30 protein-coding genes are annotated in these 23,161 nt (G+C 64.7%); 28 read left to right on the top strand and 2 right to left on the bottom strand.

All coding sequences use genetic code 11. The features are described from left to right. The first annotated feature begins 6 nt into the window (after positions 1-6). From rpsQ to AB4118_RS30500, 18 genes are all read left to right on the top strand, one after another. On the top strand, positions 7-249 hold the full coding sequence (rpsQ, locus tag AB4118_RS30585; protein ID WP_043237101.1) for a 30S ribosomal protein S17: 243 nt from the start codon (positions 7-9) through the stop codon (positions 247-249). 109 nt (positions 250-358) lie between these two features. After that, positions 359-727: a 50S ribosomal protein L14 gene (gene rplN, locus AB4118_RS30580; RefSeq protein ID WP_043237099.1), complete on the top strand. Its 369-nt coding sequence runs from the start codon at positions 359-361 to the stop codon at positions 725-727. Then, positions 727-1,044, top strand: a complete 318-nt coding sequence (gene rplX / locus AB4118_RS30575; RefSeq protein ID WP_043237098.1) for a 50S ribosomal protein L24 — start codon at positions 727-729, stop codon at positions 1,042-1,044. Before rplN ends, rplX begins: the two co-directional genes overlap by 1 nt. Then, complete coding sequence (gene rplE, locus AB4118_RS30570; RefSeq protein WP_043237096.1) at positions 1,037-1,603, top strand: 50S ribosomal protein L5; 567 nt, start codon at positions 1,037-1,039, stop codon at positions 1,601-1,603. Before rplX ends, rplE begins: the two co-directional genes overlap by 8 nt. Before the next feature lie 36 nt (positions 1,604-1,639). Then, on the top strand, positions 1,640-1,945 hold the full coding sequence (gene rpsN, locus AB4118_RS30565; RefSeq protein WP_043237095.1) for a 30S ribosomal protein S14: 306 nt from the start codon (positions 1,640-1,642) through the stop codon (positions 1,943-1,945). Positions 1,946-1,957: 12 nt separating this feature from the next. Beyond that, positions 1,958-2,356, top strand: a complete 399-nt coding sequence (gene rpsH / locus AB4118_RS30560; RefSeq protein WP_043237093.1) for a 30S ribosomal protein S8 — start codon at positions 1,958-1,960, stop codon at positions 2,354-2,356. 30 nt (positions 2,357-2,386) lie between these two features. Next, positions 2,387-2,920 carry a 50S ribosomal protein L6 gene (gene rplF, locus AB4118_RS30555; RefSeq protein ID WP_043237092.1) on the top strand — a complete coding sequence of 178 codons (534 nt, stop codon included), beginning with the start codon at positions 2,387-2,389 and terminating at the stop codon, positions 2,918-2,920. An 11-nt stretch (positions 2,921-2,931) separates the two neighbouring features. After that, positions 2,932-3,294 (top strand): 50S ribosomal protein L18, encoded by a 363-nt coding sequence (gene rplR / locus AB4118_RS30550; protein ID WP_441493285.1) that lies wholly within the window; start codon positions 2,932-2,934, stop codon positions 3,292-3,294. Positions 3,295-3,362: 68 nt separating this feature from the next. Further along, entirely contained in the window at positions 3,363-3,926 is a 564-nt protein-coding gene (gene rpsE, locus AB4118_RS30545) for a 30S ribosomal protein S5 (RefSeq protein ID WP_113517766.1), read from the top strand. Between the two features lie 10 nt (positions 3,927-3,936). Next, positions 3,937-4,131, top strand: coding sequence for a 50S ribosomal protein L30 (rpmD, locus tag AB4118_RS30540; protein ID WP_069882649.1), 195 nt, complete (start codon positions 3,937-3,939; stop codon positions 4,129-4,131). Positions 4,132-4,144: 13 nt separating this feature from the next. After that, positions 4,145-4,624, top strand: a complete 480-nt coding sequence (rplO, locus tag AB4118_RS30535; RefSeq protein ID WP_069880172.1) for a 50S ribosomal protein L15 — start codon at positions 4,145-4,147, stop codon at positions 4,622-4,624. Between the two features lie 98 nt (positions 4,625-4,722). After that, a complete protein-coding gene (gene secY / locus AB4118_RS30530) occupies positions 4,723-6,060 on the top strand; it encodes a preprotein translocase subunit SecY (protein WP_069880173.1) in 1,338 nt (445 codons plus the stop codon). Next, positions 6,060-6,641 carry an adenylate kinase gene (locus AB4118_RS30525; protein ID WP_441493284.1) on the top strand — a complete coding sequence of 194 codons (582 nt, stop codon included), beginning with the start codon at positions 6,060-6,062 and terminating at the stop codon, positions 6,639-6,641. Before secY ends, AB4118_RS30525 begins: the two co-directional genes overlap by 1 nt. A gap of 484 nt (positions 6,642-7,125) precedes the next feature. After that, positions 7,126-7,494, top strand: a complete 369-nt coding sequence (gene rpsM, locus AB4118_RS30520) for a 30S ribosomal protein S13 (RefSeq protein ID WP_043237082.1) — start codon at positions 7,126-7,128, stop codon at positions 7,492-7,494. Between the two features lie 118 nt (positions 7,495-7,612). Next, complete coding sequence (gene rpsK / locus AB4118_RS30515) at positions 7,613-8,002, top strand: 30S ribosomal protein S11 (RefSeq protein WP_043237079.1); 390 nt, start codon at positions 7,613-7,615, stop codon at positions 8,000-8,002. Positions 8,003-8,092: 90 nt separating this feature from the next. Beyond that, positions 8,093-9,109 carry a DNA-directed RNA polymerase subunit alpha gene (locus AB4118_RS30510; RefSeq protein ID WP_043237077.1) on the top strand — a complete coding sequence of 339 codons (1,017 nt, stop codon included), beginning with the start codon at positions 8,093-8,095 and terminating at the stop codon, positions 9,107-9,109. Between the two features lie 112 nt (positions 9,110-9,221). Beyond that, entirely contained in the window at positions 9,222-9,638 is a 417-nt protein-coding gene (rplQ, locus tag AB4118_RS30505; RefSeq protein ID WP_113517762.1) for a 50S ribosomal protein L17, read from the top strand. Between the two features lie 397 nt (positions 9,639-10,035). Beyond that, positions 10,036-11,007, top strand: coding sequence for a tripartite tricarboxylate transporter substrate-binding protein (locus AB4118_RS30500; RefSeq protein WP_441493283.1), 972 nt, complete (start codon positions 10,036-10,038; stop codon positions 11,005-11,007). 9 nt (positions 11,008-11,016) lie between these two features. On the opposite strand, the gene AB4118_RS30495 is transcribed toward AB4118_RS30500, so the two are convergent. Beyond that, positions 11,017-11,436, bottom strand: coding sequence for a BLUF domain-containing protein (locus tag AB4118_RS30495; RefSeq protein WP_441493282.1), 420 nt, complete (start codon positions 11,434-11,436; stop codon positions 11,017-11,019). 155 nt (positions 11,437-11,591) lie between these two features. Here AB4118_RS30495 and AB4118_RS30490 point away from each other — a divergent pair, with 155 nt between their 5' ends. Together AB4118_RS30490 and AB4118_RS30485 are read left to right on the top strand one after the other, a co-directional pair. Continuing rightward, positions 11,592-13,025, top strand: coding sequence for a DegQ family serine endoprotease (locus AB4118_RS30490; protein WP_441493281.1), 1,434 nt, complete (start codon positions 11,592-11,594; stop codon positions 13,023-13,025). After that, the gene (locus AB4118_RS30485; protein WP_441493280.1) at positions 13,022-14,329 is read left to right on the top strand and encodes a replication-associated recombination protein A; all 1,308 of its coding nucleotides are present in this window, start codon (positions 13,022-13,024) and stop codon (positions 14,327-14,329) included. The genes AB4118_RS30490 and AB4118_RS30485 overlap by 4 nt, the downstream gene beginning before the upstream one ends. A gap of 99 nt (positions 14,330-14,428) precedes the next feature. On the opposite strand, the gene AB4118_RS30480 is transcribed toward AB4118_RS30485, so the two are convergent. Next, a complete protein-coding gene (locus AB4118_RS30480; protein ID WP_441493279.1) occupies positions 14,429-15,742 on the bottom strand; it encodes a hypothetical protein in 1,314 nt (437 codons plus the stop codon). A gap of 159 nt (positions 15,743-15,901) precedes the next feature. On the opposite strand from AB4118_RS30480, the gene crcB reads away from it, so the two are divergent. From crcB to AB4118_RS30440, 8 genes are all read left to right on the top strand, one after another. Then, a complete protein-coding gene (crcB, locus tag AB4118_RS30475) occupies positions 15,902-16,285 on the top strand; it encodes a fluoride efflux transporter CrcB (protein ID WP_441493278.1) in 384 nt (127 codons plus the stop codon). Next, positions 16,282-17,550 carry an RluA family pseudouridine synthase gene (locus tag AB4118_RS30470; protein WP_441493277.1) on the top strand — a complete coding sequence of 423 codons (1,269 nt, stop codon included), beginning with the start codon at positions 16,282-16,284 and terminating at the stop codon, positions 17,548-17,550. Before crcB ends, AB4118_RS30470 begins: the two co-directional genes overlap by 4 nt. A 91-nt stretch (positions 17,551-17,641) precedes the next feature. After that, positions 17,642-18,130: a hypothetical protein gene (locus AB4118_RS30465; RefSeq protein WP_441493276.1), complete on the top strand. Its 489-nt coding sequence runs from the start codon at positions 17,642-17,644 to the stop codon at positions 18,128-18,130. A gap of 55 nt (positions 18,131-18,185) precedes the next feature. After that, the gene (locus tag AB4118_RS30460; RefSeq protein WP_441493275.1) at positions 18,186-18,866 is read left to right on the top strand and encodes an HAD-IA family hydrolase; all 681 of its coding nucleotides are present in this window, start codon (positions 18,186-18,188) and stop codon (positions 18,864-18,866) included. Positions 18,867-19,300: 434 nt separating this feature from the next. Then, entirely contained in the window at positions 19,301-19,738 is a 438-nt protein-coding gene (locus AB4118_RS30455) for a hypothetical protein (protein WP_441493274.1), read from the top strand. 120 nt (positions 19,739-19,858) lie between these two features. Further along, the gene (locus AB4118_RS30450) at positions 19,859-21,859 is read left to right on the top strand and encodes an acetyl-CoA carboxylase biotin carboxylase subunit (protein ID WP_441493273.1); all 2,001 of its coding nucleotides are present in this window, start codon (positions 19,859-19,861) and stop codon (positions 21,857-21,859) included. Between the two features lie 96 nt (positions 21,860-21,955). Beyond that, positions 21,956-22,576: a glutathione S-transferase family protein gene (locus AB4118_RS30445; protein ID WP_441493272.1), complete on the top strand. Its 621-nt coding sequence runs from the start codon at positions 21,956-21,958 to the stop codon at positions 22,574-22,576. Positions 22,577-22,612: 36 nt separating this feature from the next. After that, positions 22,613-23,143 carry a hypothetical protein gene (locus AB4118_RS30440; protein WP_441493271.1) on the top strand — a complete coding sequence of 177 codons (531 nt, stop codon included), beginning with the start codon at positions 22,613-22,615 and terminating at the stop codon, positions 23,141-23,143. The last annotated feature ends 18 nt before the right edge of the window (positions 23,144-23,161 follow it).

Below are 23,161 nucleotides of genomic sequence, written 5' to 3'. Positions count from 1 at the left end.
AGGACAATGCCGAAGCGCGTGCTGCAGGGCGTCGTCGTTAGCGACAAGCAGAACAAAACTGTTGTGGTGAAGGTCGAGCGGCGTTATACGCACCCGCTCCTCAAGAAGACTGTTCGCCGGACCAAGAACTATCACGCCCACGATGAGGCGCAGACGTTCAAGGTTGGGGATTCGGTCTGGATTGAGGAATCCAAGCCCATTTCCAAGCTGAAAAGCTGGGTTGTGCTCGACAACGCTCCTAAGGCGTAAGTCACTTTATTGAGGCCAGGGGGCGATCGACCCCCGTCAGTCGTAGTCCGGGTCGGCGCTGACGCCGCGCCCGGAAACCGCGCTGATACAGTTTGGAAGGATCAAGGCCATGATCCAGGTGCAGACGAATCTCGAGGTCGCGGATAACTCCGGCGCCCGTCGTGTGATGTGCATCAAGGTTCTCGGCGGGTCGAAGCGGAAATACGCCGGTGTCGGTGATATTATCGTCGTTTCGATCAAGGAAGCCATTCCCCGCGGCCGCGTGAAGAAGGGCGACGTCATGAAGGCGGTCGTCGTTCGGACCGCTAAGGACGTGAAGCGCGCCGATGGTTCGGTGATCCGTTTCGACCGCAATGCGGCCGTGCTGATCAACAACCAGAAGGAGCCGGTGGGCACCCGTATCTTCGGACCGGTTCCGCGCGAACTTCGCGCCAAGAACCACATGAAGATCATCTCGCTTGCGCCAGAGGTGCTGTAATGGCTGCGAAGATCAAGAAGGGCGACAAGGTCGTCGTGTTGGCCGGCCGTGACAAGGGCAAGGCCGGCGAAGTGCTCCAGGTGCTGCCGAAGGATGCCCGCGCCGTGGTGCGTGGCGTCAACCTCGTGAAGAAGCACACCAAGGCCTCGGCACAGTCCGAGGGTGGCATCATCAGCAAGGAGGCCACGATCGATCTGTCGAACCTGGCCGTCGCCGATCCCAAGGACGGCAAGCCGACCCGCGTCGGTTTCAAGGTGCTCGATGACGGCCGCAAGGTGCGTTTCGCCAAGCGTTCGGGAGATCTGATCGATGGCTGAGAATCAGCAGGCGGCTCTCACGCCGCGCATGAAGAAGCATTACGAGGACGTCGTTCGTCCGGCGATGATCGCCGAGTTCGGCTACAAGAACGTGATGGAAGTCCCGACGATCGAGAAGGTCGTCATCAACATGGGCGTGGGCGAAGCGACGGCCGACCGTAAAAAGGTCGACAGTGCGGCTGGCGATCTCGCCATGATCGCCGGTCAGAGGCCGGTCATCACCAAGTCCCGTCTCGCCATCGCCGGCTTCAAGCTGCGCGAGAACATGGCGGTTGGCTGCAAGGTCACGCTGCGCAAGACCAAGATGTTCGAGTTCGTCGACCGGCTCGTCACCATCGCCTTGCCGCGCGTGCGCGACTTCCGTGGTCTCAACCCGAAGTCGTTCGACGGGCGCGGCAATTTCGCGCTCGGCATCAAGGAGCACATCGTGTTCCCTGAGATCAACTACGACAAGGTCGACCAGGTCTGGGGCATGGACGTGATCGTCTGCACGACTGCGAAGTCGGACGACGAAGCGCGCGCTCTGCTCAAGCACTTCAACTTCCCGTTCCGGCAGTGAGCCTTACCGCTCATACGCGGAAACCAGGAGAGATCGATGGCTAAGAAAAGCTCCGTCGAGAAGAACGAACACCGCAGGCAGCTCGTGAAGAAGTACGCGGGCAAGCGGGCGCGTCTTCTCGCGATCGCGAATGACGAGAGCCAGTCCATGGACGAGCGCTTCCTTGCTCGCCTCAAGCTGGCTGAACTGCCGCGCAACTCGGCTGCAAACCGGGTGCGCAACCGCTGCGAAGTGACCGGCCGTCCGCGCGCCGTGTATCGCAAGCTGAAGATGTCGCGCGTTGCTCTGCGCGAGCTCGGCAACAAGGGGCTGGTTCCCGGCCTCGTCAAGTCGAGCTGGTGAGGAGGACGCATCATGGCGATCATTGATCCGCTTGGCGATATGCTGACCCGCATCCGCAATGCGCAGATGCGGCGCAAGTCGCGCGTGACCACCCCGGGCTCGAAGCTGCGTGCCCGCGTGCTCGACGTGCTTCAGGCCGAGGGTTACATCCGCGGCTATTCCACGACCGAGTTCGGCAATGGCCGGACCGAGTTCGACATCGAGCTGAAGTACCATGAGGGACAGCCGGTCATCCGTGCCATCTCTCGGGTCTCGAAGCCCGGCCGCCGCGTCTACTCTTCGGTGGACACGATGCCGCGCGTGGCCGACGGCCTCGGCGTGACCATCGTCTCCACGCCGAAGGGCGTGATGCCCGATCATCTTGCCCGCGAGCAGAACGTGGGCGGCGAAGTGCTTTGCAAGGTCTTCTGACCTTCTGCGCCGCTCATCAGGAGAAATCCAATGTCTCGTATCGGTAAAAAGCCTGTTCCGGTTCCCGCTGGCGTCACCGCCAACGTGTCCGGCCAGCTCGTGAGCATCAAGGGCTCGAAGGGGGAACTCTCCTTCTCCGTGCCCGATGATGTCTCGGTTGCGCTCGAGAACGGCGCCATCGCCGTTCAGCCGCGCTCGCAGAGCAAGCGTGCGCGCTCGCTCTGGGGCACGTCCCGGGCTCGCGTCGCCAATCTGGTGACGGGCGTCACCAACGGCTTCGAGAAGAAGCTTGAGATCAACGGCGTCGGCTACAAGGCCGCCGTCACCGGCAAGGTGCTCAAGCTGTCGCTCGGCTACAGCCACGACATCGACTATGCGATCCCGGCCGGGGTCGCGATCGTCACGCCGAAGCCGACTGAAATCGTCATCACCGGCATCGACAAGCAGGTGGTCGGCCAGACCGCCGCTGAGATCCGCGACTATCGCGGTCCCGAGCCCTACAAGGGCAAGGGCGTCAAGTACGCCGGCGAATTCATCTTCCGCAAGGAAGGGAAGAAGAAGTAAGGACGCGAGCCATGAGCAAGCAGACAGAAAATACTGCGCGCCGCCGGGCCCGTGTCCGTCGCGCCATCAAGGCGGTCGCCAATGGCCGCGCTCGCCTGTCGGTGCATCGCACCGGCAAGCAGATCTATGCCCAGGTCATCGACGACGCGAAGGGCATCACCCTCGCGTCGGCCTCGAGCCTGGACAAGGACATCCGCGGCGACATCAAGTCGGGCGCGAATGTCGAGGCTGCGGCCACGATCGGCAAGTTGGTTGCCGAGCGTGCGGTCAAGGCCGGCGTGAAGGACGTGGTCTTCGATCGCGGCTCCTACATGTATCATGGTCGCGTCAAGGCGCTTGCCGATGCGGCCCGCGAGGCCGGACTGAATTTCTGACATCCCATCCGGGATGCTCGAGCGAGCGGCGCTGCATCAGGCAGCGTCCGCGCAAGTAAGAGGATGACATGGCGAGAGAACCTCGTGACCGTCAGGATCGCGAAGAGCGCGATTCCGAATTCGTGGATCGTCTGGTCCACATCAACCGCGTCGCCAAGGTGGTGAAGGGCGGCCGTCGTTTCGGCTTTGCTGCCCTCGTCGTCGTCGGTGACCAGAAGGGCCGCGTCGGCTTCGGCCATGGCAAGGCTCGCGAAGTGCCGGAAGCCATCCGCAAGGCGACTGAAGCCGCCAAGCGGGGGCTGGTCCGCATTCCGCTGCGCGAAGGTCGCACGCTCCATCACGACGTCCAGGGCCGCCACGGCGCCGGTCGCGTCGTGCTGCGTGCAGCTCCGGCCGGTACCGGCATCATCGCCGGTGGTCCGATGCGCGCCGTCTTCGAGGCGGTTGGCATGCAGGATGTCGTGTCGAAGTCGCTCGGTTCGTCGAACCCCTACAACCTCGTGCGCGCCACCTTCTCGGCGCTCAAGAACGAGGACAGCCCGCGTGGCGTCGCCGCGCGCCGCAGCCTGAAGGTTTCGGCCCTGCAGTCGCGTCGTCGCGATGCCGGCACCGACGCCGCGGCCGAAGCGTGAGGGCTGCACCATGGCAAAAGCTGAAAAGACCGTGGTCGTCGAGCAGATCGGTAGCCCGATCCGCCGTGAGGCCTCGCAGCGCCAGACCCTGATCGGTCTCGGCCTGAACAAGATCCGCCGCCAATCGACCCTGCAGGACACCGCTTCCGTCCGTGGCATGATCGAGAAGGTCAAGCACCTCGTCCGCGTCGTCGACGCGAAGTGAGGGGGATTGTCCGATGAAACTCACAGACATTCGTGACAACGAAGGCGCCCACAAGTCCCGCATCCGTGTCGGCCGTGGTATCGGCTCCGGCAAGGGCAAGACTGGTGGACGCGGCGTCAAGGGTCAGAAGGCCCGTGCCGGCGTGGCGGTCAAGGGCTTCGAAGGCGGTCAGATGCCGCTTTATCGTCGCCTGCCGAAGCGCGGCTTCCACAACCTCTTCGCCAAGGAACTGAACGAGGTCAATCTCGGTCGGATCCAGCAGGCGGTCGAGGCCGGCAAGCTCGACGGCAAGGGCGTCGTCACCATCGAGGCGCTGGTTGCGGCCGGCGTGATCTCGAAGGCGGCCCCCGACGGCGTCAAGATCCTCGGCGTCGGCGAACTGAAGACGAAGCTTGCCTTCGAAGTGGCAGGCGCGTCGAAGTCGGCGGTCGAGGCCATCGAAAAGGCTGGCGGCTCGGTCAAGATCCTGGCGGCTGCTGCTTCACAGGCGTGACAGCGACGCTTACATGAGCGATTGCGAACGGCGGCCAGGCCAGAAGCCTAGGCCGCCGTTCGACTGTTTGACGTTTATTCCGATCAAGGACCGGACGCATGGCATCGGCGGCTGAACAGCTTGCGGCAAACCTGAATTTCGGCGCGCTCGCGAAGGCGGACGAGCTCAAGAAGCGGATCTGGTTCACGCTGGGGGCGCTAATCGTCTACCGGCTCGGTACCTATATCCCGCTGCCGGGCATGAACCCCGACGCCGTTGCCGACCTGTTCAAACAGTCGCAGACCGGCGTGCTCGGCCTGTTCAACATGTTTTCGGGCGGTGCCGTCGGGCGACTGGCGATCTTTGCGCTCGCGATCATGCCCTATATCTCGGCCTCGATCATCATCCAGCTCCTGTCGAGCGTGGTGCCGACCTTCGAGGCGCTGAAGAAGGAAGGCGAGCAGGGCCGCAAGGTCCTCAACCAGTACACCCGCTACCTGACCCTCGTGCTGGCCGTGTTCCAGGCCTACGGCATCGGTGTCGGCCTGCAGGGGTCCGGCAATCTGGTGCTCGAGCCCGGCCCGTTCTTCCTGCTCTCGACGACGATCACGCTGGTCGGCGGTACGATGTTCCTGCTCTGGCTCGGTGAACAGATCACCAGCCGCGGTATCGGCAACGGCACCTCGATGATCATCTTCTCGGGCATCATCGCGGAGTTCCCGTCGCAGCTCGCCCAGACCCTTGAGCTTGGCCGTCAGGGCGCGATTTCGACCGGCCTGCTGCTGCTGATCCTGGTCATGGCCATCTGCGTCATCGCCTTCTGCGTGTTCATGGAGCGGGCCCAGCGCCGCCTGCTGATCAACTATCCCAAGCGCCAGGTCGGCAACCGCATGTATGAGGGCCAGACCTCGTTCCTGCCGCTGAAGCTCAACACGTCGGGCGTCATCCCGCCGATCTTCGCCTCCTCGCTGCTGCTGCTGCCGACGACGATCGCCAGCTTCTCGCAGGCCTCGGGCGGCACCGGCATGCTGTCAACGGTGGCGACCTATCTGGCGCATGGCCGGCCGCTGTTCATGATCCTCTACGCCGCGCTGATCATCTTCTTCTGCTTCTTCTACACCGCCATCGTGTTCAATCCGGTCGAGACGGCGGACAACCTCAAGAAGCATGGCGGCTTCATGCCGGGCATCCGCCCGGGCGAGCGCACCGCCGAGCATATCGACCGCGTGCTGACCCGGATCACCGTTCTCGGCGCAGGCTATCTGACTATTGTCTGCCTTATCCCCGAGTTCATGATCACGTATGCCCAGATTCCGATCATCCTCCTGGGCGGCACCTCGCTGCTCATCGTGGTGACGACAACCATGGATACCGTGGCGCAGGTTCACGGGCATCTGCTGGCCCACCAGTATGAGGGGCTGGTCAAGAAGGCGAAGTTGCGAGGGGCGAGGCGCTGATGCGATTGATCTTCCTGGGGCCGCCGGGGGCGGGCAAGGGTACTCAGGCAACCCGTATCGTCGAGAAGCACGGCATTCCGCAGCTCTCGACCGGCGACATGCTCCGGGCCGCGGTTGCGGCCGGGACGCCGGTGGGGCTCAAGGCCAAGGCGGTGATGGATGCCGGCGGACTGGTCTCGGACGATATCGTCATCGGGATCGTTGCCGATCGCATCGAAGAGCCGGACGCGAAGCGGGGCTTCATCCTCGACGGCTTTCCGCGCACGCTGGCCCAGGCCGAGGCGCTCGACGCCATGCTGGCGCAGAAGGGGCTGAAGCTCGACGCGGTCCTTGAGCTCACGGTCGATCAGGAGAAGCTCGTCGACCGGATCATCCGGCGTGCCGAGGAGGCCAAGGCGGCCGGGCAACCGGTGCGCAAGGATGACGATCCGGTGGTCTTCAAGACCCGGCTCGAAGCCTATAACCGCGATACCGCGGTGGTTTCGCCCTATTATGCGAAGCGTGGTCAGCTCACTGCGATCGACGGCATGAAGCCGATCGACGAGGTGACGGGCGCGATCTGCAAGGCACTCGGCGCTTAGCAATGCGCGGGCACGGGTTCGGCATCGGGCTCGTGCTTCTGACCTTGCTGTCGTCAGCGATATCAGCCCCGGCGGAGACGGTTCTCGTCGCGCCGGGGATTTCTGTTTGGAAGAGGGCGTATGCCGCCCCGATCAACGAAGCCCGGAACGCGCTTGCGGCAGGTGCAGAATCGATTTCAGTCGGGCGGGGCGCAGTCCGCTCGAGCTGGGCTGAGCCGTAACGCCGCCTGCCGGCCGAGTAAGAGCAGCTTCGAGGAAGCTGGCATGATTCTTGAGTTCGGCGGGTTGACTCAAGAGCTTCGACCGACTAACGACCCTCATCCGGTTGCATGTGGCGATGCCGTTACCTTCGCGAGGAGGGGCGACGTCGCGTTCTCGCATGGAGCCGATTCAACGCTCGCAGGGGCCGGCCTCCACCGGACGCGGGTAGGTTTTCACTGCCGGGCAGCCATCGGGCGCCTCGGCCGACAATGGAGAAGAGACCATGGCTCGTATCGCGGGCGTTAACATTCCGACCGGCAAGCGCGTCGTCATCGGTTTGCAGTATATCCACGGCATCGGTGCCCAGAAGGCCAAGGAAATCTGCCAGAAGGTTGGCATCGCCGACGAGCGTCGCGTCAACCAGCTGACCGACGCGGAGGTGCTTCAGATCCGTGAGACGATCGACCGCGACTACCTTGTCGAGGGCGACCTGCGTCGTGAAGTCTCGATGAACATCAAGCGCCTGATGGATCTCGGCTGCTATCGCGGTCTGCGTCATCGTCGCTCGCTGCCGGTCCGTGGCCAGCGCACGCATACCAATGCGCGCACCCGCAAGGGCAAGGCCAAGCCGATCGCCGGCAAGAAGAAGTGAGTTTCGGCGGGCCGGTCATCCGGCCCGCTGTCTATGCGTCGCCTGACCCGTTCAAGGGCAGGCGACATCCCCAGCGCCTGGCATGACGGGCGCGCTCGAAGGATGAAAGAAAGAGACCATGGCCAAGGAAGCCCAGCGCGTTCGTCGTCGTGAACGCAAGAACATCGTTTCTGGCGTCGCGCATGTGAACGCCTCGTTCAACAACACCATGATCACCATCACCGACGCCCAGGGCAACACGATCTCGTGGTCGTCCGCCGGCACCATGGGCTTCAAGGGTTCGCGCAAGTCGACCCCCTATGCCGCCCAGGTCGCGGCCGAGGATGCGGCCCGCAAGGCTGCCGAGCACGGCATGCGCACCCTCGAAGTCGAGGTGACGGGCCCGGGTTCGGGGCGTGAATCGGCTCTGCGCGCCCTCCAGGCCGCCGGCTTCACCGTGACCTCGATCCGCGACGTGACGCCGATCCCGCACAATGGCTGCCGGCCGCGCAAGCGCCGTCGCGTCTGACGCCCGGATTGGATTGCGGCGCTCGCACTGGCGGGCGCCGGTACGGGGCGGCCCGTCGCCGCCGAGAGATGAAGCACCAGGAGTGCGGTCGTGATCAGCAAGAACTGGCAGGATTTGTCCAAGCCGAACAAGCTCGAAATCAAGGTCGGAGACGACCCCAAGCGCCATGCTACCGTGATCGCTCGTCCGCTCGAGCGCGGCTTCGGCATGACGCTCGGCAACGCGCTGCGGCGCGTGCTGCTCTCCTCGCTTCAGGGCGCTGCGGTCACCGCCGTCCAGATCGACGGCGTGCTGCATGAGTTCTCGTCGATTCCCGGCGTTCGCGAGGACGTCACCGACATCGTCCTCAACATCAAGGCGATCGCCGTCAAGATGCAGGGCGAGGGCCCCAAGCGTATGACCCTGCGCAAGTCGGGCCCGGGCACCGTCACCGCCGGTGACATCAACACTGTCGGCGATGTGTCGATCCTCAACCCCGAGCTCGTGCTCTGCACGCTGGACGAGGGTGCCGAGATCCGCATGGAGTTCACGGTCAATACCGGCAAGGGCTATGTCCCGTCCGAGCAGAACCGTCCCGAGGATGCACCGATCGGCCTGATCCCGGTCGACAGCCTCTATTCGCCGGTCAAGAAGGTCTCCTATCGCGTCGAGAACACCCGTGAGGGCCAGAATCTCGACCGCGACATGCTGACCCTGCAGATCGAGACCAACGGCTCGGTCACTCCCGAGGACGCGCTGGCGCTCGCCGCCCGCATCCTGCAGGACCAGCTTGCCGTCTTCATCACCTTCGAGGAGCCGCGCAAGGAAGAGGCCGTATCGACCGCGCCGCAGCTGCCCTTCAACCCGGCGCTGCTCAAGAAGGTCGACGAGCTCGAGCTTTCGGTGCGTTCGGCGAACTGCCTGAAGAACGACAACATCGTCTATATCGGCGACCTGATCCAGAAGTCGGAGGGCGAGATGCTTCGTACCCCGAACTTCGGCCGCAAGTCGCTGAACGAGATCAAGGAAGTGCTCGCGACCATGGGCCTCCATCTCGGCATGGACGTGACCGGCTGGCCGCCGGAGAACATCGAAGAGCTGGCGAAGCGCTTCGAAGAGCATTACTGATCCCGCCGGCGCGGAGCTTGCCTCCGCGCCTGTTTCCCGCACGGTGCGTGAGCGCCGGAGCATAATGAACGGCCGTACCGTGGCACGGCGGCCGTAATCACAGGAGAGCCAAATGCGTCACGGTTTCCGCGGTCGTCGTTTCAACCGCTCGGTTGAGCATCGCAAGGCGATGTTCGCCAACATGTCCCAGGCCCTGATCAAGCATGAGCAGATCACCACCACGCTGCCGAAGGCCAAGGACCTGCGTCCGGTCGTCGAGAAGCTGGTGACCCTCGCCAAGCGCGGCGACCTGCACGCCCGCCGTCAGGCGATCGCCCAGATCAAGGATGTCGCACTCGTCGGCAAGCTCTTCGCGGTCCTCGGCCCGCGCTACAAGGAGCGCAATGGCGGCTATCTGCGCATCATGAAGGCCGGCTTCCGCTTCGGCGACAACGCCCCGCTCGCCGTGATCGAGTTCGTCGATCGCGATGTCGATGCCAAGGGCAAGGATTCCGGCCCGGTCTTCACGGCTGACGACGAAGCCGCCTGAGCAAGGCTGCTTCCCCGGAGATTTTAAAAGGCGGCCGCAAGGCCGCCTTTTCTTTTGCGAAGGGGCCGGGGAGGCGCGCGACCCGGATGTCGGCCTCTGCGATGACGTATGGACACAGTCCGACGGGGCTCTCGACCGCAATTGGTGGTGGAAATGAAGGCTCGCGCGGGGCGCGGATGACATCGACCGGCCCGGAGCGGACGGCCATCAAGCGCGGGAGGCCCAGAGCTTCGTTCGCGGTGACAGGCGCGGCATCGCGTTTCGCGTCAGTAGGCGCTGGATCGGCAACTGATGCCGAAGATTATTGCTCGAAACGCCGCTTGTGCGCCACAAAGCGCAATGGTCAAGCTTCCCAGCGAAAACCGCCCGCAAGAGGCGGCCCCGGAGGGAGAGACTGATGATTTCAAGACTATTGACCACGCGGCGGCTGGCGCTGACGGCGATGTTGGCGCTGGCGGCTCCCGCCCTGGCGCAGGACGGCTATCCCAACAAGCCGATCACCATGATCGTGCCATTCGCAGCCGGGGGCTCCTCCGACGTGATCGCACGGCTGGTCGGCGACGAGATGGGGCGGGTGCTCGGCCAGCGCATCGTCATGGAGAACATGGCAGGGGCGGGGGGCGCGACGGCGCTGACGCGCGCCGCCAAGGCCGATCCCGATGGCTACACTATCGTCATCGGCAATAGCGGAACCAATGCTGCGTCCTATTCGATCTATCCGGATCTGAAATACACCCAGGCCGATTTCGCGCCGATCGGCCTCGTCGCCAAGACATCGCCGATGATCGCGCTCAAGCTCGATTTTCCGGCCAAGAACCTGATGGAGTTCGTCGACTATGCCAAGAAGAACCCCGGCAAGGTCAGTCTCGGGCATGCTGGTGTCGGCTCGTCGAATTATCTGATCTGCCGGAACTTCATCAAGGCGGCTGGTGTCGAGGTTGCGCTCGTCAGTTATCGGGGCGCAGGACCGGCTTTGAACGACCTGATGGGCGGGCAGATCGACGGCGTCTGCGATGCTGCAACCTCGCTCTCGGGCGCGGTGCAGGGAGCCAAGGTCAAGGCGCTCGTGGTCGCGACACCGAGCCGGCTCGACAGCCTTCCGGATGTGCCAACCTCCAGGGAGGCCGGGCTGCCGGCTTTCGAGGCCCAGGGCTGGAATGCGCTCTTCGGCCCAAAAAGCCTGCCTGAACCGATCGTCACCAAGCTGAATCAGGCTTTGCGGACCGCGCTTGCGAGCCCGAATCTGCAAGCTCGATTCAAGGAGCTTTCGTCCGTGCTGCCAGCCGAGAACGAACTCACGCCTGCCCATGTCGGCGCGATGGTTCCGGGCGAGATCGAAAAGTACAAGATCCTGCTTCAGGACAAGTGAGGCTTGGCCCTATGCTCGCTGGCGGGCAAGCTCGCCAGCGAGATCCAGCAGCACGTCGGCAGGCTGGACCTGGAGATCGGCCTCTGGCGTGACACCGTAGAGACCGAAGATGAAGTGCGTGGTCTCGTCATGTTCGGCGAGGCCCATCGACCAGTTCTGGAAGCTCCGGGCCGCAATCTGCTCTTCGGCCAGCAGGCGGATCCCGGTATGGCGTGGATCGACCACGATCCGGCCATATGTCTCCGCGACATTATGCGCCTCGCCTTCGAGCACCTGCGCGAAGGCCCCGGGCGTCACCAGGAGAAATCCCGTCACCTCGTTCTGTACGTTCAGCCGCTGGGCGCTGGCGATCATCCTGCCAACCTCCTCACTGCGATTGGCCTCGACGAGGCGACTCCGGCTGGCATAAACAAGACGTATCAGACTCAAGGGACCAGCTCCTTCGCGGATCTTTGCTCGACTGACCCGTTCGATGATCCGGATGGCGCCAGTGGCGTCGCGGGCGAAGAGATTTCCCGGGAATGGTTCGTATTGGAAGACTTGGAACGCCGCGAGCGGTGTTTTGTTTCAGCGTGGAGACAGGAATGAAGCGCGGGATCATGCCGGTCCGTTTCGGAAGAACTGCCTTGCCGGCCGCCTTGATGCTCTTTGCGAGCCTTGCGCCGCTGCCATTGCTTGCGCAGGCGCGGCAGGTTCCGGAAACCCGTCAGCAGGTTCAGCTTTCCTTTGCGCCGATCGTGCAGAAGACGGCCGGGTCGGTCGTGAATGTCTATGGCGCCCGTGTCGAGCGTCGGGCTCAGAACCCTTTCATGGACGATCCGTTCTTTCGCCGCTTCTTTGGCGATGACGGGTTCGGTGTCCCGCGCGAACGCGTGCAACGATCGCTTGGCTCAGGCGTGATCGTCGATGCGAGCGGGCTCGTGGTGACCAATAACCACGTCATCGAGGGCATGAGCGAGGTCAAGGTCGCCTTTGCGGACAAGCGCGAGGTGGAAGCCACGATTGTCCTGCGCGATCCACGCACCGATCTTGCCGTGCTGAAGCTGAACGGCGCCAAGGATCTGAGCGCGATCGACCTTGCCGATTCCGACCAGCTCCAGGTCGGCGATATCGTGCTGGCGATCGGCAATCCCTTCGGCGTCGGGCAGACCGTGACGCAGGGCATCGTTTCGGCGCTGGCTCGTACGCAGGTCGGTGTCGCCGATGCGCAGTCGTTCATCCAGACCGATGCGGCGATCAATCCCGGCAACTCCGGCGGCGCGCTGGTCGACATGGAAGGCCGACTGATCGGCATCAACACCGCGATCTTCTCGCGCTCTGGCGGCAGCCACGGCATCGGTTTTGCGATTCCCTCGTCGATGGTTCGCGTCGTCGTCGAAAGCGCGAAGTCGGGTGCTGCTTCGGTGCGCCGGCCGTGGTTCGGCGCCAGGCTGCAGGCACTGACGGCCGATGTCGCCGACGGGCTTGGGCTCGACCGCCCGGCCGGCTCGGTCGTTGCCAGCGTGGTCGAGAAGGGGCCGGCCGCCGAGGGCGGGCTCAAGCGTTCGGACGTCATCCTCGCGCTTGACGGAGTCGCCGTCGATGATCCCGAGGCCTTCGGCTATCGTTTCGCGACCCGCCCGATCGGGGGTACGACCTCTCTGACCGTCCTGCGCGGCGGCAAGCGCCTGGTGGTTCCGGTGAAGCTCGTTCCGGCGCCCGAGACGCGGCCGCGCGAAACCGTGACGCTTTCGGGCCGCACGCCGCTTTCGGGGCTGACGGTGCTCAACCTGTCGCCGGCGGTTGCCGAGGAGCTTTCGATCGATGCCGGAACCGAAGGCGTCGTGGTCAGTGCCATCGAGGAAGGCAGCCTTGCGGCTCGCGTCGGTTTCCAGAAGGGCGACATCATCCTGGCCCTGAACGGAGAGCGCATGGAGCGCTCGCGCGATGTCGAGGCGGCCCTGCGTCAGCGCAAGCGCGCCTGGGAGGTGACGATCTCGCGTGCGGGACAGACCGTGACATCGGTCTTCCCGGGGTGAGCGACCTCTTTTCCGCTTCCGGCCTCGACAAGGCGGGGCCGCGCCCGCTTGCCGACCGTTTGCGGCCGACGACGCTGGCCGAGGTCACCGGGCAAGGGCACCTGACGGGGCCGGATGGCGCGCTCACGCGACTGCTGGCCTCGGGCTCGATTGGCAGCCTGATCTTCTGGGGGCCGCCGGGCACCGGGAAGACGACGGTCGCGCGCCTGCTCGCCGGTGCGGTCGATCTCGGGTTCGAGCAGATCAGCGCGATCTTCTCCGGGATCGCGGACCTCAAGAAGGTGTTCGAGGCAGCGCGCGGGCGACGGCTGGGAGGCAAGGGCACGCTGCTCTTCGTCGACGAGATCCATCGCTTCAACCGCACTCAGCTCGATGCGTTCCTGCCAGTCATGGAGGACGGCACGATCACGCTGGTCGGTGCCACAACCGAGAATCCGTCCTTCGCGCTCAACGCCGCACTTCTGTCGCGGGCGCGGGTGCTCACCTTCCAATCCCTCGACGAGAACGCGCTGCTCTTTCTGCTCGGCCGGGCCGAGGTGCTGGAGAACAAGGAATTGCCGTTGACGCCGGAGGCGCGGCTGGCGGTTGCCCGCTTTGCCGATGGCGACGGGAGGGCGGCACTGACGCTGGCCGAGGAAATCTGGCGTGCCGCCAAGCCGGACGAGATCTTCGACGAGGCCGGTCTCGCCGAGGTGATCCAGCGTCGCGCACCGATCTACGACAAGGCGCAGGACGGCCACTACAACCTGATCTCGGCACTGCATAAGACGATCCGCGGCTCTGATCCGGATGCGGCTCTCTATTACTTCGCCCGCATGCTCGATGCCGGCGAGGATCCGCGTTTCCTGGCGCGGCGGCTGGTGCGCATGGCGGTGGAAGATATCGGGCTCGCCGACCCGCAGGCGCTCGTCCATGCCCGCGCCGCGGCCGAGACCTATGAACAACTGGGCTCCCCCGAGGGCGAGCTCGCGCTCGCCAACACGGTGATCTATCTGGCGACGGCGCCGAAATCGAATGCGGCCTATATCGCCTACAAGGCGGCGCGGCGCGCGGCCAAGGAGGGCGGCTCGCTGATGCCACCCAAGACCATTCTGAACGCGCCGACGAAGCTGATGAAGGAAGAGGGCTACGGCGCTGACTACGCCTATGACCACGACGCACCCGATGCCTTCTCCGGCCAGAACTACTGGCCCGATGCGCTCGGCCGGCAGCTGTTCTACGATCCACCCGAGCGTGGCTTCGAGCGCGAGATCCGAAAGCGGCTGGAATACTGGGAAAAGCTCAGGGCGGAGCGCAGCAGGTAGAAGATCAGACCATCGGACAGGTATCGGGTCCGATCATCCGACCTTCTGCGTCCGCATCGGCCTTTCCGGGAACCGCGCTCCATTTTTCGGGCCGATGCATCAGAACGCGCGCTCTATGAAGACTTGAGTCGAGATCAGACGCCCCGCCAGCCCTGCGGCGACCTGCCGGCCAGTCAGGGATACTCGGGCTTGCGCGACTGACGCTTCGATCCCGGCCTTGAGACCCTCGACCGGTGTCCAGACCAGATTGGCGGCGGCGCGGTCGATGCTGATCTTGCCTTTGGCCTGGTCGATCAGCGGAACCGATAGCTGGTAGCGGCTGACGTAAAAATTGGTCGCGATCTCGTCGGTCCATTCCCGCCGCATCACAAGGGCGGTCGAGAAGCCGCGGGTCGGGTCGCTGCCGAGGAGCACCGTCCGAACGACGGCGGCGTCGAGTTGCGAGCCGATATAGGGCGCCGCGTCGACCGCGCCTGCGACCTGGGCCGTGATGCTACCGGGGCGCCCCAGCATCTCGGCCTCATAGGTAACGCCCAGAATTCCGGCGCGTCCCAAGCGGGAGTTTCGGCCGGAGATGTCGCGAAGTGCCAAAGCGCCATGCAACGTCCATGGCCCGGACTGGTAGACGAGCCGTGCCACGCCATCCGGCATGCGGCCGGCCGCAACCGGCAGGGTCGAGGTCGTGCCCAACGCGGGATCTTCCATGGCAAGTGTCGCGATCCAGGTCTCCGTCAAGGGCAATTCCAGGGCCAACAGTCCGACGGTCCGACTTGGCACCCGCGTGCTGAAGATGAACTCGTCGCCCGTCCAGAAGCTGAAGCGCGAGGTGTCCAGGCCGAAAATCCAGGGCCCGACCAACACCGTCGCCTCGTCGAAAGTGAGTCCTGCGACATCGTCGGTCGGGCTCTGCATGGTGAAGGAGAAGGCGCTGCCGACGCGCAGCCCGGAGGCGAGATCATGCGACGTCGCGATGCGAATACTCGCGCTTGTCGGAAAGGATGTCAGGCTCGACTGCGGCAAGGAAACGGAGCGCGATGCCCGGACACTGTCATTCTGCAGGCCAGCGCTGACGGTGCCCGACACCGAGAGGCAGGTGGCGGAGCCGGGCAGGATCAGGCCAGGGATGCTGTCCTCGTCATCGTCCTCTTCCTCGTCATCGCTGCTTTCGTCCTCCATTTGCCGGCGGGGATCGGCCTTGCCGCCGAAGAGGGGCTCAAGCTCGGTCGGCGTGATCGTGCAACTGCGCGCAAGGCTCGGGGGGCGGGCGGGTTTCAGGCCCTTGGGCGGCGGGAGTGCGACTGCTTCCCCGGTCAGTGCTGCGAAGGCCGGCAAGGCAAGCAAGGCCGAGGCTGCGATCGCCCAGGTGCGATGCAGGCAGGGCTTCTCCTCAGCGCGGCCTGTCACGGCGGTCATCGGTGGCGGGCGGCTCCAAGGCATTGTCGTCAGTGGTCATCTGTCGTTACGGGATCCGGGTGTGTCAATTGCGCCGTGAGAGGGCGCACTCCCGTGATTGTCGGGGCCTGAGACCGGATTTCGTTTGTGCAGGTCGGGTGTGCTGGCTATTGCAGGACGATGACATCCACGTTTCTCGTCTTCCTGGGCGCCGGCATCGGCGGCGCGCTGCGACACGGCGTCAACTACACCTCACTGAAATGGCTGGGGACGGGTTTTCCCTATGGCACAATGGCCATCAATATTCTCGGTTCGGGGATCATGGGGCTGATCGTCGGCTGGCTCGCCTTCAGGGCGGGCGAGGGCTGGTCGCAACAGGCGCGCCTCTTCCTGACCACGGGCGTCCTGGGTGGATTCACGACTTTCTCGGCCTTCTCGCTTGAGGCCGTTCTGCTCTGGGAGCGCGGCCAACTGGGCTTCGCCACCATTTATGTTCTGGGCTCCGTCGCGCTGTCTCTGGCAGCGCTGGTCGGTGGGCTCGCATTCGTCCGGGGGCTATCATGAGGCAAGGTGGCAAGGGCTCCGGCAGCAAGGGCTCCGGCGGCAAGGGGCAAACGGGTCGCGGCGGCAGGCCTCCCGCGGCCGGTGCCGGGAAGAAGCGGCCAAGCCATGACGCGCGCCGGCCGGCGCGCGCTTCGGGCCAGGCCAGGCCGGGCGAGGGCGAGGACGTCGCGCGCCGCGCACCGGTTGGCAGGTCGCCAGTGCAACGGGCACAGCGCCCAGCCGGACCGACGCGGGCCGAGGTCAAGGCCGTGACCGCAGAGGTGCTTGCCACCGGCGTTCAGCAACTCGTCGTGACGCCGGACGAGAACGAGATGCGGATCGATCGCTTCCTTGAGACACGCTTTCCGCAGCTGTCCTTCAGCCATATCCAGCGGATCGTCCGGAAGGGCGAGCTGCGCGTCAACGGCAAGCGCGCCGACAGCAAGGACCGGCTCGAGGCCGGCCAGACTGTGCGCATTCCGCCGCTGAAGCTCGAGCAGCAGGCGGAGCGTCCGCGGTCGGCCAGGGCCGATTCCGACACGGTCGAGTTCCTGCGCTCGATCACGCTCTACGAGGATGACGATGTCATGGTCCTCAACAAGCCTGCCGGCCTGGCCGTGCAGGGCGGCTCGGGCACCACGCGCCATGTCGACGGCATGCTCGATGCCCTGACCGGCAAGGACGGCCAGAAGCCGCGCCTCGTGCACCGGCTCGACAAGGATACGTCCGGCTGCCTCGTCATCGCCAAATCGCGCTTTGCGGCGGCGACGCTGGCAAAGACCTTTCGTTCGCGCTCGGCCCGCAAGGTCTACTGGGCGCTGGTTGCGGGCGTCCCGCGCGTCCGGCAGGGCCGGATCTCGACCTATCTCGCCCGCGAGGAAGCCTATGATGGCGATCAGCGGATGGCGGTCGCCAAACATGGCGACGACGGTGCGATGCATGCCGTGACCTATTACGCCGTGGTCGAGACCGCGGCGCAGAAGCTCGGCTGGCTCTCGCTGAAACCGGTGACCGGCCGCACCCATCAGTTGCGTGCGCATGCGGCCCATATCGGCCACCCGATCGTCGGTGATCCCAAATACTTCAACATTCAGAACTGGGAGCTGCCGGGCGGCATCCAGAACAAGCTGCATCTGCTGGCTCGCCGCATCGTGCTGCCGCATCCGCGCGGCAAGGGCACGATCGATGTCAGCGCGCCGCTGCCGCCACATATGCGCCAGTCCTGGAACCTGCTCGGTTTCGAGGACGAGCGCTATGACCCGATCGTGGACGCGCCCGACGAGTAGGAGTTGGTGTTACCTTGCGTAAGAGAACGCTTGCGGAACAAAAACAGATATGTTCTAATTTTGTTCTCGTCACTCTTACGCAGGTGCTCCCATGACGCGTTTCGCCTTCGTTCTTGCCGGCCTGACCCTTTCGCTTGCCACATCTGCCGCTGCGCAGTCACCAACCGCCCCGCAAGCTGCTGCTGTAGCGGCGGATGAGCCTGTGCCGCGCGTCGAGCGCGCCAAGGCGCGGCAGGATTGTGTCGCCGAACATATTGCGCTGAGTGGCGACGATTTGCGCCAGGCCATGCGCGATTGCATGCAGGCAAAGTTTCCGGGCGTCCAACTCTATGCCCGCGATGGGCTGACGCGCGACGGCAAGCCCACGGCCGTGACGGCGCGTACCGCCTGCAAGACGGAGGCCGATGAGGGTGGCCTGACCGGCGCTGCGCGGCGCGACGCGCTGGCCGCCTGTTTCAAGGCGAAGCGGCCCGATCTGGCGGCTCGTGCCGAATGTCGCAAGGAGAGCCGCGCGAAAGGGCTCGATGGCGAGGACCTGCGCAAGGCGGTCGCGGACTGCGCCCGCGAGAGCCGTTCATGACGGAGCCGCGCCGGGTGCAGTGGATCGCAGTCGCGATCCACGATAAAGCGCCTGCATGAACCTCGTCATATTCGATCTCGACGGCACGCTGATCGATTCAGCCGCCATCATCCTCGGCGCCCAGGTCGAGACCTTCAAGCGTTGCGGCCTGGTCTATCCAGGCCGCGAGGCCGGGCTCGGCATCGTCGGGCTGACGCTCGATATTGCGCTGATGCAGCTTGCGGGGCTGGAACGCCCCGACGACCAGCTGACGGAAACCTATAGGGAGGTCTTCGGCGCCATGCGGCGGCAGGCCGAGACCGATCCAAGCCTCGCCGAGCCGCTCTTCCCGGGCGTTGCCGCTATGCTGGACGCGCTGGTTGCGCGGCCCGATACGGTGCTCGGCATCGCGACCGGCAAGTCCCGTCGGGGCGCGGACTACATCGTCGAGCGCTATGGCTGGCGTCAGCACATGGCGACGATCCAGACGGCCGATGATGCACCGTCCAAGCCCCATCCCGACATGATCCTGCAGGCGATGAGGGAAACCGGCGCGCGACCGGAACGTACCCTGATGGTCGGCGACAGTTCCTTCGATATCCAGATGGCGGTTGCCGCTGGGGTCACGCCGGTAGCCGTCTCCTGGGGCTTCCAGCCGGTGGCATCCCTGCAGGCGCTCGGCGCGCGCCATGTCCTCACCGATTGTGCCGAGTTGACGGGCATCATTGACGGGCTCGCGGTGGCTGAGCCGACCTGAGGGCGGCGGCGAGGGCACTGCGACGTTCCGCTCCGATCGGGTTCCACAGTCTCTTCGCGCCGACGGATCGGCGCGAAGACTGATCCATGTCACCGCTTCGCTCCTTCGCGCCGACGTCCCGGTCGAACTGGAAATCGCCGCAAACTGCGCAGCCGAAACGCCCTGTCCGTAAGAGAGACGCGCGGAGGTCCCGTCATCGCGGCGAGCAGGATGGCGTGCCGTCGAGCGGAAACCGATTCGGTGCCGGATTTCGACCGCGAACCGATGTATGGCGGCACTTCAGTAACATCCTCGCAACCACGTCCGATCAGGACCGTTTAACCTGAACAGAAGTTCAGATTTGGCCGTTAACCACCTGCTGGCGGGTGCCGCGTCATGGTGTTCCCACAACAGGAACGCACCGGCGCAAAATAAAGCTGGGCAGGAGTCGAACGATGATTGGTCATGAGCTCCGTGAATTCGTCGATCGCGTGATGGAAAAGCACGCGATCGACGATCAAGACACCAAGATGCTTCAGCGCGAAATCTTGGTCGATAGCGTGATGACGCGCGATGTCATCGATGTTCTGATTGCGCTGGATCGCGCGGTCGTCGCGACCAGCGCCTCCTTCGCCAATTACCTGGTCACTCTGGTCGTCGACTTCGCTGTCTGGGAAAGCCGCCCGACAGGCGTGATCGATCGCGAGAAGGCACATTGGCTGGTGACGACGCTCTCTGCCGGCGACGGCCCGACCGAGACGGCGCGACGCATTGCCTTCGAGATCGTGCGCGAGGCGGATCGCTGCGACGAGATGCTGATCGCCTTCGCCATGCGCAAGAGCACGTTCATGGTGCCGGGCCAGCGCCTCGAACGCGTTCTTCGGACGAACTGATCAGGCGGTCGCGCACAGCCCGCCGCCCATTCCCGAACTTTCGCATCAGTGGACGCGGGCTGCGGCCTCCAATAAACCCCGACTGTCACAGTGTTTTCAGACAGCCGGGAGACGCCACCCATGTTCACGAAGATTCTGATCGCGAACCGTGGCGAGATCGCCTGCCGTGTCATCAAGACCGCGCGGCGGATGGGCATCAAGACGGTTGCCGTTTATTCGGATGCCGACCGCGACGCGCTCCATGTCGAGATGGCGGATGAGGCGGTCCATGTCGGCGCGGCGCCCGCGGCCGAATCCTATCTGCTGATCGACAGGATCATCGCCGCCTGCAAGGCGACGGGGGCAGAGGCTGTCCATCCCGGCTATGGTTTCCTGTCCGAGCGCGAGGCCTTCGCCCAGGCGCTCAAGGATGCAGGTATCGTCTTCATCGGCCCCAATCCCGGCGCGATTGCCGCGATGGGTGACAAGATCGAGTCGAAGAAGGCGGCCGCCGCGGCAAAGGTCTCGACCGTGCCCGGCCATCTCGGCGTCATCGAAGACCCCACCGAAGCCGTGAAGATCGCCGACGAGATCGGCTATCCCGTGATGATCAAGGCCTCGGCCGGCGGCGGCGGCAAGGGTATGCGCATTGCCCATTCGGCCGGGGAAGTCGCCGAGGGCTTTGCCCGGGCGAAATCGGAAGCGGCGTCCTCATTTGGCGACGACCGCGTCTTCATCGAGAAGTTCATCGTCGACCCGCGTCATATCGAGATCCAGGTGCTTGGCGACAAGCACGGCAACGTCATCTATCTCGGCGAGCGCGAGTGCTCGATTCAGCGCCGCAACCAGAAAGTCGTCGAGGAGGCGCCGTCGCCGCTGCTCGACGAGGCGACCCGGCGCAAGATGGGCGAGCAGGCGGTGGCCCTCGCCAAGGCGGTGAATTATGATTCGGCCGGAACGGTCGAGTTCGTCGCAGGGCAGGACCGCTCCTTCTTCTTCCTAGAGATGAACACCCGGCTCCAGGTCGAGCATCCCGTCACCGAGATGATCACCGGCATCGACCTCGTCGAGGAAATGATCCGTGTCGCCTATGGCGAAAAGCTCCGGCTGACGCAGGCCGATGTCAAGCTGAACGGCTGGGCTGTCGAATCCCGCGTCTATGCGGAGGACCCGACCCGCAATTTCCTGCCTTCGACGGGGCGGCTGGTGACCTATCGCCCACCGGCCGAAGGTCCGGATGGCGAGGCGACCGTCCGCAATGACACCGGTGTCTTCGAAGGCGGCGAGATCTCGATCTATTACGACCCGATGATCGCAAAACTCGTGACCCACGCGCCGACGCGCGAGGCGGCGATCAAGGCGCAGGCCCGTGCTCTCGATGGTTTTGCCATCGAGGGCATCCGCCATAACATCCCGTTCGTCTCGGCGCTGATGCAGCATCCGCGCTGGATCGCCGGACACTTGTCGACGGGCTTCATCGCCGAGGAGTTTCCGGAAGGCTTCTCCCTGCCGCAGCCGAAGGGAGAGATAGCGCTGCGCATGGCCGCTATCGCGATCACCTGCGACCACCGTCTCAACCAGCGCAAGCGACATGTCTCGGCCCAGATGGAGGGATGGCGCAAGGTCGAGTTCGAACGCACCCGCATCGTGACGCTCGGCGGTGAGCGCTTCGAGGGCATCGTGGCGGAGCAGGGCGAGACGATCCTCGTCAGCTTCGGCGACCGTTCATTGGCGGTCGCCTCCGAATGGCGGCCGGGTGAACCGGTCTGGCGCGGCACGCTCGATGGTGTCTCGATTGCGGCGCAGGTGAGGGCGATCCTCAACGGCGTATCGCTTGGCCATGCCGGAGCCTATGCCAGCGCCCATGTCTATACGCCGCGCGAGGCCGAGCTTGCCGCCCTGATGCCGGAGAAGGTTGCGGCCGATACCGGAAAATTCCTGCTCTGCCCGATGCCGGGGCTGGTCAAGGCCGTGTCCGTGAAGGTCGGCCAGGAAGTCAAGGCCGGCGAGGCGCTCTGCATGGTCGAAGCGATGAAGATGGAGAACGTGCTGCGTGCCGAGAAGGACGTCACCATCGCGAAGATCCTCGCCAAGGAGGGCGATTCGCTCGCGGTCGATGCCGTGATCATGGAGTTCGCCTGAGCTTGAGGCGGCAGACCGCCTGCAGATAGAACGATTTGCTTTCCGTGGCGTCAGGCAGGAAAGTCTGTCCGGCCAAAGGGTGGCGGGGAGCTCTTCATGCTGACGATCTGGGGACGGATCAGTTCCATCAATGTGCAGAAGGCCGTCTGGGCGGCCGGTGAGGTTGGCCAGAGTTTTGAACGGGTCGATCTTGGCGGCGCGTTCGGCGGCAACCGCGAGCCGGCCTATCTGGCCAAGAACCCCAACGGCATGATCCCCGTTCTGGAGGATGGCGATGTCTGCATCTGGGAGTCCAGCAGCATCGTGCGCTACCTCGCGGCCCGCTATGGGGCCGGCTGGATCTGGGAGGAGGATCCCTCGCGCCGCGCCGAGGCCGATCGCTGGATGGACTGGACGATTGCCGAATTGCAACCGGCGATGGCTCCGGCCTTCATCGGTCTGATCCGGACACCGGCGGAGAAGCGTGACATGGCTGTCATCGAGGCCTCCATCGCCAAGACGGAGGCGAAGCTGGACATCCTCGAGGCGCATCTGGCTTCACGGGACTACCTTGCCGGCTCGCGCTTCGGCATGGCGGATATCGCCGTTGCGCCGGGCGCGCATCGCTGGCTCAACATGCCGGTGCCGCGTGCGTCCTGGCCGAATGTCCAGCGCTGGTACGAGACAGTGGTGGCCCGGCCTGCTGCGAAGCCAGCGCTGCCCCTGCCGATCACGTGAGCGTGTCGCCGCCTTGCCCTCCCCGCAGAGCTTGACATGATGGTGACCATGACCCGCTTGGGAATTCTTGCATTCGGCATGGCGGCAATGGCTGCAGGAGACGCTTGGGCGCAGTCGCCTCCCTCGAATCCGGTGCTATCGGCCGACCGCACGCAGATGGTGTCCTGCCTGAGCCAGAGCGATACCGCTGCCAGTGCCTGCATCGGTTCGGTGGCGGTCACTTGCGTGCGAGCGGCTTCAGGCGATCGGCGCGTTGCCGAAGCCGATTGCGCGAGGCGGGAAGAGGCGGTCTGGCGCGAGCGCCTGACTTTTGCCAGCGTGGCGGTGATGCGCAATGCCGAAAGCGGCGCGCGGGGCCAGTTCGCCGCGCTTCAGGTTGCCTGGGAAGGCTATGCCGCACAGAAATGTGCGTTCTACGGGAGCATGCAGCCGTCTGCCCGCGTGGCCGGGATGCAGGCGGGCTGCATGTTGCGCGAGGTGGCCAGCCGTTCGCTTGAACTCGAGCGAATGGTCGGCCAGCGCAATCCGGTGCGCCGCCCCTCCAATCCACCCAGCATTATCCGTTGAGCGTCGTTGCGTCGTTAA

Origin of the sequence: Allobosea sp. 2RAB26 (genome assembly GCF_052115465.1) — a bacterium.
In the GTDB taxonomy this organism is placed as follows: Bacteria; Pseudomonadota; Alphaproteobacteria; order Rhizobiales; family Beijerinckiaceae; genus Allobosea.
Note: the sequence above shows the minus strand (reverse complement) of the source record. Positions and strands in the feature narration are given on the sequence as shown.